12 protein-coding genes are annotated in these 12984 nt (G+C 56.0%); 2 read left to right on the top strand and 10 right to left on the bottom strand.

The window, feature by feature from the left end; genetic code table 11:
* Positions 1-5 precede the first annotated feature (5 nt).
* The 7 genes from VN12_RS13725 to VN12_RS13695 all read right to left on the bottom strand — a co-directional run bounded on the left by VN12_RS13725 (position 6) and on the right by VN12_RS13695 (position 7033).
* Positions 6-629 carry an ECF-type sigma factor gene (locus VN12_RS13725; protein WP_205855041.1) on the bottom strand — a complete coding sequence of 208 codons (624 nt, stop codon included), beginning with the start codon at positions 627-629 and terminating at the stop codon, positions 6-8.
* Positions 622-2046 carry a hypothetical protein gene (locus VN12_RS13720; protein ID WP_146677370.1) on the bottom strand — a complete coding sequence of 475 codons (1425 nt, stop codon included), beginning with the start codon at positions 2044-2046 and terminating at the stop codon, positions 622-624. Before VN12_RS13720 ends, VN12_RS13725 begins: the two co-directional genes overlap by 8 nt.
* Positions 2043-2900, bottom strand: coding sequence for a DUF4129 domain-containing protein (locus VN12_RS13715; RefSeq protein ID WP_146677369.1), 858 nt, complete (start codon positions 2898-2900; stop codon positions 2043-2045). Before VN12_RS13715 ends, VN12_RS13720 begins: the two co-directional genes overlap by 4 nt.
* Positions 2897-3823 (bottom strand): hypothetical protein, encoded by a 927-nt coding sequence (locus VN12_RS13710; RefSeq protein WP_146677368.1) that lies wholly within the window; start codon positions 3821-3823, stop codon positions 2897-2899. The genes VN12_RS13715 and VN12_RS13710 overlap by 4 nt, the downstream gene beginning before the upstream one ends.
* On the bottom strand, positions 3810-4847 hold the full coding sequence (locus VN12_RS13705; RefSeq protein WP_146677367.1) for a stage II sporulation protein M: 1038 nt from the start codon (positions 4845-4847) through the stop codon (positions 3810-3812). Before VN12_RS13705 ends, VN12_RS13710 begins: the two co-directional genes overlap by 14 nt.
* A gap of 55 nt (positions 4848-4902) precedes the next feature.
* Positions 4903-5973: an RDD family protein gene (locus tag VN12_RS13700; protein ID WP_205855040.1), complete on the bottom strand. Its 1071-nt coding sequence runs from the start codon at positions 5971-5973 to the stop codon at positions 4903-4905.
* Between the two features lie 148 nt (positions 5974-6121).
* Positions 6122-7033: a helix-turn-helix domain-containing protein gene (locus VN12_RS13695; RefSeq protein WP_146677365.1), complete on the bottom strand. Its 912-nt coding sequence runs from the start codon at positions 7031-7033 to the stop codon at positions 6122-6124.
* 300 nt (positions 7034-7333) lie between these two features.
* Between VN12_RS13695 and VN12_RS13690 the strand changes: the two genes are divergently transcribed.
* Positions 7334-8422, top strand: a complete 1089-nt coding sequence (locus VN12_RS13690) for a sigma-70 family RNA polymerase sigma factor (protein ID WP_240491143.1) — start codon at positions 7334-7336, stop codon at positions 8420-8422.
* 11 nt (positions 8423-8433) lie between these two features.
* Positions 8434-9840: a TIGR01777 family oxidoreductase gene (locus VN12_RS13685; protein WP_146677364.1), complete on the top strand. Its 1407-nt coding sequence runs from the start codon at positions 8434-8436 to the stop codon at positions 9838-9840.
* A 61-nt stretch (positions 9841-9901) separates the two neighbouring features.
* Here VN12_RS13685 and VN12_RS13680 read toward each other — a convergent pair whose 3' ends face one another.
* From VN12_RS13680 to VN12_RS13670, 3 genes are read right to left on the bottom strand one after another with little or no spacing between them, the layout of a single operon-like run.
* Positions 9902-10663, bottom strand: coding sequence for a ComF family protein (locus VN12_RS13680; protein ID WP_146677363.1), 762 nt, complete (start codon positions 10661-10663; stop codon positions 9902-9904).
* Positions 10664-10681: 18 nt separating this feature from the next.
* Positions 10682-11332, bottom strand: a complete 651-nt coding sequence (gene nth / locus VN12_RS13675) for an endonuclease III (RefSeq protein ID WP_146677362.1) — start codon at positions 11330-11332, stop codon at positions 10682-10684.
* Between the two features lie 33 nt (positions 11333-11365).
* On the bottom strand, positions 11366-12925 hold the full coding sequence (locus tag VN12_RS13670; RefSeq protein ID WP_146677361.1) for a hypothetical protein: 1560 nt from the start codon (positions 12923-12925) through the stop codon (positions 11366-11368).
* Positions 12926-12984: the final 59 nt, after the last annotated feature.

Below are 12984 nucleotides of genomic sequence, written 5' to 3'. Positions count from 1 at the left end.
CGCTATCAATCATCTACTTCTTTCAGCTTCGCCGCCAAAAACGCTTTGGCGTACCGCCAATAACGCCCTGCCGTCGGTAACGAAACTCCCAGCGCCCCAGCACATTCCTCCATCGACATCCCTCCGAACGTTTTCATCTTGACCAACTGAGCTTTCTCGGGATGCTCCGCCTCGAGCAAATCCAATGCGTCGTTCAAAGCCAAGACATCGATATCGGGAAGCGTCGGCTCGATAACATCGATATCCGCATCCACCCGGCGGCTTTTGCCTCCGCGCTTCCAACTCCGCTTGCTCCGGTAGTAGTCGATTACCACCCTGCGCATCGCTTCCGCCGCAGCCGCAAAGAACAGCTCCCGATTAGACCAGATGGCCGAGTGGGGACCGATGGAAGCATTCACAAGACGCAAATACGCTTCATGCACCAAGGCGGTCGCGTGCATCGAATCATTCGGGGAACATTGATTCAAACGCGTCGCCGCGAGACTCCTCAACTCGTTGTACACCATGGAAATCTGAAACTCATTCAGCCCAGCCGCTAAGAACGATCCGGCACCGGACGATTCGGTCGGCTGCAAGGGAGCAGGTCCATTCGAACCACACTCCGGGTTCTCCATCGGTTCGCTATTCATGAGTTGCTGGACTCGATCCGCTCGGATTGGGCTGATCGCTTCGGAACGGTGACTCGACACTCATGGGCTCCACCTCTTCACACTTGGCCCAAGGAGAATGGATGTCTTTCCGCACGCTTCGGAAGTAATCGGCGATGGTGGACAACGCATAGAATCGATCCCCCGATTTGAACAAGAGCGCCCCCAACGCTTCGATGTGATCCGAAAAGTCCTGCGTGGTCTTCGCAGGCAGCGATTTCGGACGGCCGAAGATGGGGAACAATGCCACGAGCACCAGCATGCCGAGGAATGCCGCGTGCAAAGTAATGATATTGATGGGCCACATCGTCAGCATCTCAAACCCTTTTTGCTGTTCCGACTCTCCCGCTTGCAACACCCTCGGATCCCCGTCCGTCGAAAGAAATCCGATTTTCCCAGGTGGTAGATGACCGACGAGCTTTTCAGCGATCCTCCAATTGCCGGGATAGGTCAAGTTGTAATTGGCGAGTAGCGAGGGCGTGGACACCAACACCACGCGCGAAGAACTATCCGGCTCCGCCGCGACCGACGTGAGGAGCGGAACACCGTCGGCCGACTCCAGCCAAACCTCTGGCTCTTCGCTATCGAGCCCCTCCTCCCGATACGCTCGTATTCGACGTAGGTTGGCTTCGTCCTCATCGGTAATGCTGGACAAGCGAGACGCGAAGGATCGCATGGGCGTGAGCGGATTCAAAACCGGTTTGGTCGTGGTCGCACCGGCCTTTTGCTTCACAACAGCGTCCAATGCGATCTCCATCGCTGGGAGATCGACCGACGACAAGGGACTCAAAAAACCTCGTACGACAATCCGATGCTCGAGACCTGCCAACTCCAAAGCCCACCCGCCGACAAAACTCTCCACCGTGGCGGCGCGCTGCTTCGTATTGTCGACTTGGCACCAAGGGAGTATTTGGACGTCCCGATGCGCATACCGCATTGCGGCCAATTCGGCTTGGGATGTCGCGGCGATTTCGTAACAAGCTCGCCCCTTCTCCCGATCCGCAAAGCTCTCAGGCTGCGACCAGTGGTCCCGCGCACACTCCGACCAATAGTCAGCGTACGCGGAATAATCCCGTCCGACATAGATCAATGTTTTGTTACCGCGTCGCAGCCATTCGCGCATCCAAGTCAGAGTCGGCTCTTCGTGCCAGTCCAAAGTCTTCGGCGACCAAACGATTGTATCCAACCGCTCGGCCGCCTTCTCCGACAGATTTCCCAGGCGCATCGTGCTGCGATTCTCTTCCTCACAAAGCCTCCGAAAGACGGATAGACCATCGGGACTGAGCCGAGCTTCATAACCCTCGCTCTCAGCGTAGCGACTCACAGGCGTTCGCCCCGTGCACCCGGCTACCAACAAAAGGAACATGACAATGACGGATCGAGCCCAGGGTTGGATCATCGCGCCACCTGCTTTCGATGATCTCGTTGCCACTCGCTTTGCGACTCGGGAGCCTTCATCCACCCCTCGAATTCCGGGACGCGCTCTCGCAAGCGTTCAAACGCATCGGCATCCATCGCATTCTTCCCAAAGAACACATGCTCGAACCAGCGAACCACATGGTGCATATATTTGTTAATCTTGTCGTTCGGAGCCAACTCGCGCAAATAATAGCGATTGGTCTTGCCTCGCTCCAATCGAATCAATCCTCCTGCATCCAATTCCACCAATAGATGGCTGAATAGGTAGATCATCGCTTTGGCATAGTCACCTCGCCGACGAAACTCGTCGGACTGAGCCAACAACCCCACTTGCGATTGCTCCAACTCGAACGGGAGGTCGGTAACCTTCAGGCGGTCCCGCTCGGCCAGATCCTTTGCGGGAGACCGTTTGGAACGGGCCAAGGAAAACCCGCGTCGCTGCCATACAAAAAACAAAACGATCAATCCGAGTATCACGATCCCGATGAGAAGCAAGTAGGACCAGATTTCGAAGATGAATGCAAAGAAATCGTCCCAAATGGAGGTCCCTCCCGACCTTGCCGAACCACCTGCCTTATTCGCTGCCTCGATCACGTCGTGGCGATCGCGTACATCGATCCGATCCCTGGTCCTGGGACTGCGAACCGTCCGCTCCCCCGACTTGGCCGAATACCAACTTTCGTCCGTCGCCTTTTGAAGGACGGATCGCTCCGACTCCGAAAAGGCTTCTTGTTCGAGGGCTCTCGCTGGGGTCAGGCCCACCATCCAGCACCCGAGCACGATACCCCAACTCAACAGCCACCGAACGGGGCGCGATCGCAACTCCATCGTCATGCCATCACCTCCCTCAATCGCTCCGATTCGGCCTTCAGACGCAATTCGATTTCCCAACCTTCGGTTCGAATTCTCGAGTTCATGTAAAAGAGAAAACGAAGGACCGTCATCCAAATGGCGATACACCAAAGGACAACAGGAAAGACGATGAAGTCCATCCAAAAGCCCCACGACCAAACCCCAAATAGCACTCCGGACAAGAAGATGCACCCGAAGCAAAACGAAAGGGCCGTGGCCGCTGCAATCAACGTGGAGAGGACATGGGAACCAAACGTGTCGTTGTATTGCGTCGCATGCAACCAGTTGGAACGCTGCCGAAAGCTTTGCTGCTCAAACGGAGCCTTTCTCTTTCGCAGCGGACTCTTCTCCAACACCAAGATCTCTGGAGCAAAGGGACGAAATGCCCGAACACAATAACTGATTACAAACATCCCAAAAAAGTAAACCGTCAATTCGATCTCAGGACGAAACTGAGGATCGACCGCCAAGAGCACCAAGGGAACATACGAAAGCAATCCCATCCGAAGGATGCCGAGAATGGTCAGCACTGGAATCGCTCGACTTAGCACGCCTCGCACCACCTGACGCCAGCTCTGCCTTTCAAAAAACACGGCTTGCCCGATAAAATAAGTGACCAAACTCATCGCGAGCGGGGCTTGTAGAAAAACTGCCCCAATCATGATGCAGTAATACCGAACGCGGTACGCCTCAGAGGATGTGATCGTCGTCGCCGACATCGCCAGCTGATCGTATTGCAAAAGAGGCCATGTCAGCAGGAAATTCAACAACGCAAACGGGAACGCTCCCAGTAGACCCAATTGAAAGATTGGCCCCGCGTAGTGCCGGAGCACCAACAGGCTCAAGTCGGCGAGATCGGTGATGTTCCGTTCCGAAATGATGATCGATGTCTTATCGAGCTGCATCGCTGCGCGTCCTCCAAGGATTGTCTTCGCATGACTCCAAGCGAGTTAGCCTTTGATCGGTCGGAACACCTAACATGACAAAATACAAAAGCAAAAGGGTCGACGAAAAAACAGCAAACGAAGCCTTGATCCAATACCCTGCACTCGAAGGAGACAAGCATCCCTCCGTAAATGCGGCCAATACAAACAACATTACCGAACACAAAATAATCGGAATCGCCCGTTCGGCGTTCAAACGGAATGACTCCAATCTGGATAACCCGCCAGTCGAAAACAACCCGACCCCCACCCGAAGCCCTGCCGCAGCTGCCAAAGCGATTGCGGTCAATTCAAACGCTCCGTGGGCCGTGACGAACTGCATGAAATTATCTCCCTGCGGCACATCGGGCCGAGCCATGTAACCAAAGGTTGCACCCAACACAACTCCGTTGTACCCCAGCATGCAGAGGGATGGCAGAAGCAATGGTCCCAAAGCAAAACATTGCAATCCGATTCCCGCATTGTGCTTGATGTACCATCCGGAGGCCTGCAAGTAATAGCGGTGGTTTCCACCGTCGATCGGCTTCTCGTACATCTGCTCGAATGATTCCAACTGCTCGACTCCCAACACGCGCTGTGGATAGGTGGGAAAGGTCGATTCGGAAAACGCCAACAATGCGGACAGGCCAAACGTTCCAAAGAAGACCAGCCCCGCGACCATCACACAGGGGTCACGAAAGACAGCGTGCGGAATCACCAACGTGACGTACTCGTACCAACGCTCCAGCGGAAGACGCTGCGAACGATAGAGCTGACTGTGAGCCCGACCCACGAGTCGATGCAAATACTCCACCGTCGCCGGAGGAAGCTGATACTGTTCGGACATCGATAGATCGGTGCAGGCCGCTCGATACAACGATGAGAAACGGGCTAACTGACTCCCTTGATCGCGATAGGGGAACCTCGCATTCTGCAATGCGTCGCACATGGCTTCCAACTCCAACCAACCTTGACGGCGGCGTTCTAGCACCTCGGCAATTCGCATCGTTTCCTACCTTTTCGTGAATTCCAACTTTGGTTTGCGTCCATCTCTCGCCTCGTCATGAGGAAACCGGAGGCAAGGGGGGAGGAGCGATCACCTTCGCCGTAACCGGCGTGGAGGTCCCAGAACCTGACGTCCCAGAACTTGATGCCATCAGGGCCGGCGTCGACATGGACGGCCCCAACGACGGCGCCGAAGGCACCAGCGATGGCACTGGAGGGGCCATGCCGGAGGAACTGACGAGCGGAGAAGCTCCCACCGGAACACCGGAGACAGGCCGGCCCCCTTGGGGACGAAACGCCTCCTTGCTCACAAACTCTCGATAGTACAGAGCGCATAGCAACAAGTCCGAACTGGTGTCCTCGCGAAACCCAAACCGGTGTATCAAGGGCTTGGCGAGGTAAGCAGCCAACTCTTGGCGACGTCCCGCAGGAAGACGAGCCCGCCTCTCCGCATAGAGCGCGAGCGCTTTGGCCAACGTCGAACTGGGACGGAAGCCGGGGGGAATGTACTCGGCCAAACTCGGGATCCGCGCATCCTCCAGCTTGATATTCGTGGGCACCCAAGACCGCTCGTTGACGACCACCATCGTCCCCGCCGCCAAATCTCCCAATCGCTGAAAACGCTTGGTCAACACCATACAAACCAACGAACAAAGAAACGTCGGGAGGATATACGCCGGTGGGAACTCGCTCGAAAAAACCTCCAGCGATACCATCGGAGCAAAGTCGGCCGGACGCAACAAATTGCGAATCGTTGCTTGGAATGCATTCACGGGGCGCCCATCCACCGAAATGACGCGGATGCGACAAGCCCACTTGCCCGGCGTCTGACCGTTCCAATAGCTCTCGAAAAAAGTCCCGTAAAACCAAAGGAGCAAGAAATCGACCACCATCGCGATGAGAATCGCAAAGTCCTGAAGAATCGACTGCCCGGTCACGGAAAGAAACGTCGACGATGCCACCAAGATCGCAATGTATCCCGCGGCGATCATCAACATCCGAACCACCCAGTCGATCAACAAAGCAGGGAAGCGCCGAAAAGGACCCGCTAAGCGATACTCAAACTGAATGTTCTCCGGCGTCTTGATGACTGCGGTCAAGTCGAGCGGACTTTGTTTCGGACTCAAAATAGCCGTGACCCTGCAAGCGTTAAAGAGGCGTACCAACGTCGCTGATACAAGAAAGAGCCCCAGAGAAACTGTCCCCCGGAGCCTTCCTCCACCAACAAAACTGCACCTAGTGTAACCGGTCCGCCTAAACTTTTCCTAAGCCAATTCAGATCTGGGTGCTCGTGGGCGGAAGCCCCGCCTTGATCGTCCTCGCCAAGTACGCGAGCTGCTGCATGTTGTCGCTGTAGGAACTGAAGGTCATTCTCTTTCGAAGCCCTTCATAAAGCGCGGCTCCCCCCACCGTGAACAAGACCCCCTTGGGCAACTGCTTGGCAAATTGCTCACAGTCCGCAATGAACTTTGCCTCGTCCGGCACATAAGAAACACTCAACCAAAAGATTTTCGGCATGTGCTTCCGAGCCGCCGACAAAAGACTGGCAAAGGGCAAATCACACCCCAGATTCACCGAACGCCAACCCGCCTCGCGAAAGGTCATATCGATCAACTGGGTCGGAATCTGATACTGATCCCCCGACGCTGTCCCACCCATCGCCAAGGGTGCGTTCGGGGAAGGCTCCGCCAACAACCGCCGCAACTCGTGAATCAATCGGATGCAGATCTCACACCCGCGCCTCTCTTGATACACCTCGAGGTCGCCGCACTCCCATAGCTCCCCAACCGACCGAAATACCGGTGCGATCAAATCGTCCGCGACCGACACAATCCCGCCGTTGCGAGCATACCAGGTACTGAGTATCCGCCTCGCATCCCCCTCGTTCCCCGCGAGAATCGATCTCTCAAATTCCTCTCGCATACCCGCAAATTGCGAGGAATCCAAGCTCGATCGCTCGGCCACGTCCGGCGTCGCCGCCGCACCCGCCAACCCGATTGCGACCGGGTCGATCAGCCGACGATTCGTCGACTCGAGAAACTCCATCAGATTCTCCAAAGGAATCCGACGGTGCCCCCCCATCGTCCGGTCCGTTCGGATCAAACCCCGATCGCACCACCTCTTCACCGAGGATTCGCTCACCTGCAAGGCGTGGGCTACCTGTTTGGGGGTAAAGCTCTCTTCCACCGCTCAACCAAATCGTTCTTAAGTGTCGAAATCATTCAAAGTGAACGTTTTCAGGAGTATAGACCGATCGGCAAGTCGGATTCAAGATTTCAGCCAAAAAACGCAAATTTACCAGGCAATTTATTTACCGAATTCCGCCTAGACTTTCTTGCTCCCGCCGCATTCCGTCCGTATAAAGGTTCCATATGAACGATTTGAACGGTTCAGTGAACGATTCCCAATCCGAATCGAACAAAAAACGTTCAGCGACGTATCGATGTGGACGAAAATCAATTTCGAAAGAGTAGTGGGAGCATGACGATGACGGTCGCAGTTGCAAAAACCAGAAAACGAAAAGTCACCAATCTCGACATTCCAAGCCTGGAGTTGTCCAGCGATAGGGTGGCGAAGCCTTCCACCGAGAACAAACCCAAAATGGCGAGAACATTTCGACGCAACGCCGTGGAAGCCGATTTCCTCCACTTCGTTCAGCTCTCCATGCCCCTGCCTATCGCCGATACGGCCCTTCGCGCCGAAGCGAAGAGACTGGCGGCGACGGAGATCGCCTTCATCGGAAACCCCTCCTTCTCGGACTCGTCGGCCGAAGGGGAGATCTTGGGTGACCTCCTCTTCAGCACCGGTGAACCCTCGGGCAGCGTCAAGGCTTCCAAGATTCCCGATCTCCCCTCCTATCTGGCCCGCTTGTGCGAAACCAAACTCCTCACACCGCTGGAGGAAAAGGCTCTCTTCAACCGGATGAACTACCTTCGCTTCCGAGCGAACCAGCTGAAGTCGAAGCTCGATTTGAACAAGCCCGATGATTGGCTCATCCGCCGTATCGACGGATTGATGCGGGCCGCCGACTGGCACCGGGACTGCATCGTCAAATCCAACATGCGACTGGTCATCTCGATCGTCAAGAAATTCGTCAACACCCAAAACGTGTTCGACGATCTGCTGAGCGATGGTATCGTCGCGCTAATCCGAGCGGTCGACAAGTTTGATGTCGCCATGGGATTCCGCTTCAGTACCTACGCCACCCAAGTCGTGCGACGAAATACCTACCGCCGCGTCATGGAGAAGCAAAAGGAACGTCAGCGGAACATCGCCAGCATCGACGAAAACGGCATCGACTTCAGCGACGAACAAAAATCCTCCTCCATGAGCGAAAACCGCTGGAACGAGCTTCGCTCGCGCTTGGCTCTCATGCTCGATCACTTGGATCGCCGTGAGAAGTTCATCATCCGGGCCAGATTCTCTCTCGGTGGACACCGCAAAGTCCAAACGCTTCAGCGGCTGGCGGATAAATTAGGGGTTTCCAAAGAACGGATCCGACAATTGGAGAAGCGTGCTCTCGATAAGCTTCGCGGCATGACCGATTTGTCGATTCTTCCCGAATCCGTCGGCTAGAGAACGTCACCGTGTCCCACTCCTTCGAATGGTCCTCCGAGTTTCCTGCCTCGCCTGAACAACTCTTTGGGTACCATGCGAATCCAGGCGCCATCGATCGCCTTATTCCGCCTTGGGAACGAATCACCATCCTTCGACGCGGGGCGTCGATCGATGTCGGTGCAGAAGTCGTCCTGCAACAACGCCTGGGACCTCTTCGGCTCAAGTGGCTCGCGCGGCACACGAACTTGGATGCCCCTCGCTCCTTTCAAGATACACAAATCAGCGGCCCATTCGCCTTCTGGCAACACGACCACCTCATCGAAGCGGTCGACGAGGAACGATCCCGACTTCGAGATCGCATTCGCTTTGATCTTCCTTGGGCACCACTTTCGAACATCGCCCTTCCCATGGTCCGCAGCATGCTGCGGCGCATGTTTGTTTATCGACATGAGACAACGCGGCGCGATTTGGAACTGCACGATTTCTTGGCCCCTTGGGTATCGGGACGTTCCCTCCGTATCGCGATAACCGGTTCCAGCGGGATGATCGGATCTCGACTCGCCGCACTCGCATCGGTCCTAGGACATCGCGTGGTTCGGATCATCCGACCTGAATCTCAATCCGCTTCCAACGAGAGTGGCAACATAGGAGAATCGGTTGTTTGGGACCGGCAATCGGGATTCAACCGACTTGATGCCATGCAGGATCTGGACGCTGTGGTTCACCTCGGCGGCTTTGGGATCGCAGAACGAAGATGGACCGAAGAAACGAAACGAAAGATCCGATCAAGCCGCATCGACGGAACCCATGCCTTGGTCAAGTCCCTGACGGATCTATCTTCCCCTCCCAAAGCATTGGTCTGCGCATCGGGGGTGGGAATCTATGGCGATTGCGGGGATAGGGAGTGCCTCGAATCATCCCCCCCCGCCGACGACTTTCTCGGGCAAGTCGCCAAGGACTGGGAAGCCGCGGCCAGGACCTTTGAATCGTCCGGGGGCCGCGTCGCGATCGGAAGATTGGCCATGGTGCTCCATCCCCATCAAGGCGCACTTGCCAAGATGCTTCCGCTGCTCCGCTGGGGACTCGGGGGAAGGATCGGGAACGGCCACCAATCCTGGAGCTGGATCCACCTCGATGATGCGGTTGCGGCATTCCTGTTCCTCGCTGCCTGCCCCGACGCATCTGGCCCCTTCAATTTCGCATCTCCGCACGGCACCACGAATCGAGAATTCACCCGCACTCTCGCTCGAGCCCTATCGCGGCCGGCTTGGTTTCCCGCACCTGCCCCGGCGCTCCGCATCGCGCTCGGAGAAATGGCCGATGCCTTGTTACTTGCTAGCACCCGAGCGGTGCCTCAACGATTGGAGCAAATGCATTTCCCCTTTCGAGCCCGGCGCTTGGAGGATGCCTTGGCGCAACTCCTCGGCGACGCCTAAACCAGTCAGCAACCTAAACCAACTAGCAGATAGTCGCGCCGAATATAGACCCGGACCACCCCTAGCCCCCAGCGGTTGAACTGCTCGCGCCGCGGGCAAACACGATCACATCGACTTTCTTCGCACCTGCATTGATCAAAGCCTTAGCAGCCTCATTGGCGGTCGCACCACTGGTCAAAATATCATCGACGATCAATATCGTTCGATCTTGCACAGAGGTTTTGCGATCGTGGGAGATCGAACCCAATACCGCGCGCAATCGTTCTTCAATCGTCTTGGTTCCTTGCTTCTCGGTCCATCGCGTTCGGACCAACGCCCCCTCGGCATAGGGGATCGCAATCTTTTTCGAAAGCACCTTCGCAAGAACATCGGACTGGTTGTATCGGTCTCGCCACCGCTTCATCCAATACTGAGGGATAGAAACGAGAAGATCGTATCGAGGGGTAGGCTCCGTCGAAAGAAACCAATCTCCCATTCGATTTGCGACCTCTTTGGTCAATGGCTCGTATTTGGGCGTCTTCATCCGTCTCGCGATCTTAGCCGCTTGATTGCGATACGTGCACAAGCAATAGACGCGCCCGAATTTCCATTCTCGTTTGCAGAGTGAACAGCTCTTAGGAGAAATCGCCTTGCTCTTCGAAACGGGGGCGCAACATCGCTGGCAACGATTGGGATCCGGCGAGAGCTCCTGCCAACATCCCTCACAAAGGGACTCGTTCCAGGAATCGAGGATCAGCCGATCGCAAAGTGTGCAATAACGCGGAAAGAGGAGATCGAAAAAGGGACGAATGGACCGGGTCCATGGCGGGCGTGTAGTGGGCATGATCGATCGCTTGGTGAACTACTTTCGGGTCGCTACAGGTTTCTTTCGATTTGGGTAGAGTTCTTTGCAAATCCCGCAAACCGTTCCATTGCACCCGCGGGCCGTGCAATGCTCGCGTCCATAGAAAATGATCTGCAAATGAAGTTGATTCCACGACTCCTGCGGAAAGAGTTTTTTCAAATCTCGCTCGGTCTGCTCCACCGATCTGCCATCGGTAAGGCCCCACCGCTGGGCCAATCGATGAATATGCGTATCGACCGGGAAGGCGGGGTGCCCGAAACCTTGGCTCATCACCACGGACGCGGTTTTGTGCCCCACACCGGGCAACTCTTCCAGCAACTCGAAGGACTCGGGAACCGCCCCTTCGTATTTTTCGACCAGGATCTGCGAGAGCTCCCGAATCGCTTTCGATTTCTGCGGGCTCAATCCGCACGGCTGGATGATCGCTCGGATCTCCTCGACCGATCTTCGACTCATGTCCCAAGGGTTATCAGCGAGCTTCCACAAGCTCGGTGTTACCCGATTGACCATCTTGTCGGTGCACTGGGCGCTGAGCAATACCGCGACCAGGAGCGTATACGGATTGGAATGGTCCAGCGGAATCGAGGTCTCGGGGTACAACTCACCAAGACGTTCCAATACCGTTTTCGCGCGGTCCTTGCGTAGCATCGTGCTATGTCACTCGTTTCGAACTACCCCATGCTACCGTCGGCTGCGCTCGATAGCCAATTCATCGACATCCGCAAATCCATCTTGGTTCGTGTCTGCCTTGGTGAAGTCTCCTGACGAGTTGTAGACCTTGTACTCGTCGATGTCCAATTTCCCATCTTGGTTCTTATCGTACTTCGTCACACGCCCTGCCATCCACTCTCGGGTCCGTTGCGAAACGGCACTATTGCTCTGCGATGCACCTGCACCACCGCTAGCACTACCCGCCGCTCCACCCGGAGTCGAGGATCCACCCGAGCTGCCTGGTGCTCCAGAGCTGCCTGGGCCTTCCGAACTAGCGGTTGCACCGCTGCTACCGCTACTCGAGGAAGAACTGCTCCCGCTGCCACTGCTGGATCCAGGAATGAAACCATTCTTATGAGCGGCCAAACATTCGCGCGCCGTGATGAAACCGTCCAAGTTCGTATCGAACCGTGCGTAATCCTCAATCGCCTCTGCAGACGGACGCTTCACGAACTCGTCCATCGCAACTTGGTTATCACTGTTAACGTCATACCGTGCAAACCATTCTGGCAACCCCGCAGGTCGCTTTGGCTTGCCATCGCGATCAGTCAGTCTATAGCTGGCGATCTTCTCGAACGGATTGGCAATCTCTTTCTTCTCTTCTTGACCGCGGTCTCCGTAACCTTGACGATCGCGGTCGCTCCGGCTGTCGCGTGAATCGCGGCTATCTCCGCTGCTGCTGGGGGAACCTGACGACTCCATGCGACGCTTGGCATAACGAACGGCCAATTCATCGCGGGTCAGCTTTCCGTCTCCATTTTTGTCGTACTGCATCGGAGAATCGGACCACCGGCCGTCTCGCAACTCCGCTTCGTCCAAGACGGAATCCCGATTTCGATCGTAGCGTTGGATCCGTTCGTCGGCATCGCGCAAATCCTGTTCTTCCACCCGGATGCTCAAGGCATTGGCGTTCATTCCAAAACCGGGAACCGGAGGTCGCTCGATCTTGACGCCAAAGCCCGGCACCAAGACCGCTGGTCCACTCGCCACTTCATCGCTCGAGGACGAACTGCTGGAGCTGCCACCTCGCATTTGCTGAAACCCCTCGGTGATGACCGACAGGGGAATCGGTTTGGACAAGTCAATTTTAGGATTGCTCCTCGCCATGCGTTCCAACATGAACCGAGCAGGCCCCTCCATCTCATCGGAATCGATCATGCCGTTCCCGTTTCGGTCCATCCGCCCCAAGAACATCGAAGGATCAAAACCTCCGCCTCCGAAGCCTTCCCGGCCACCATCGCGACCGAAATCACGCCCCGAATCCCGCCCATCTCGTGAGCCCCAACGGCCAGAAAAGCCCCCCTCTCCCATACCGGGAGGTCCGCCGCCACCAAACGGAGGCCCGCCGCCGCCCCACGGGGGCTGAGCCGAACTTTCCGAGGCCAGAATCGATAGCCCGCTAGCCACCAGCATGAAATATCCAATCAGTTTTCGCATGATCGACACAAGTCCTGGGATGTTGGTGGACGGGGAATGGGACAGCTTGGCAACGGAATCTTGCCATTTTAGCTGGGCGTAAATCCTACGCATACAGAAAACACCGGATCCGCTTATTTGTTTCGATCCGAGGCCCGAACCTTCCCTACTTG

The organism is Pirellula sp. SH-Sr6A, from assembly GCF_001610875.1.
In the GTDB taxonomy this organism is placed as follows: Bacteria; Planctomycetota; Planctomycetia; order Pirellulales; family Pirellulaceae; genus JBKCUI01.
The sequence above is the reverse complement of the archived record's forward strand: the minus strand, read 5'-3'. Positions and strand labels throughout refer to the sequence as shown.

Bases quoted from the DNA above. Each gene is read 5' to 3' on its own strand.
- nth (WP_146677362.1), bottom strand. From the start codon at position 11,332: ATGCTACGCAAGGACCGCGCGAAAACGGTATTGGAACGTCTTGGTGAG.
- VN12_RS13725 (WP_205855041.1), bottom strand. From the start codon at position 629: ATGAATAGCGAACCGATGGAGAACCCGGAGTGTGGTTCGAATGGACCT.
- VN12_RS13715 (WP_146677369.1), bottom strand. From the start codon at position 2,900: ATGACGATGGAGTTGCGATCGCGCCCCGTTCGGTGGCTGTTGAGTTGG.
- VN12_RS13680 (WP_146677363.1), bottom strand. From the start codon at position 10,663: ATGCCCACTACACGCCCGCCATGGACCCGGTCCATTCGTCCCTTTTTC.
- VN12_RS13705 (WP_146677367.1), bottom strand. From the start codon at position 4,847: ATGCGAATTGCCGAGGTGCTAGAACGCCGCCGTCAAGGTTGGTTGGAG.
- VN12_RS13710 (WP_146677368.1), bottom strand. From the start codon at position 3,823: ATGCAGCTCGATAAGACATCGATCATCATTTCGGAACGGAACATCACC.
- VN12_RS13670 (WP_146677361.1), bottom strand. From the start codon at position 12,925: ATGCGTAGGATTTACGCCCAGCTAAAATGGCAAGATTCCGTTGCCAAG.
- VN12_RS13690 (WP_240491143.1), top strand. From the start codon at position 7,334: ATGACGGTCGCAGTTGCAAAAACCAGAAAACGAAAAGTCACCAATCTC.
- VN12_RS13720 (WP_146677370.1), bottom strand. From the start codon at position 2,046: ATGATCCAACCCTGGGCTCGATCCGTCATTGTCATGTTCCTTTTGTTG.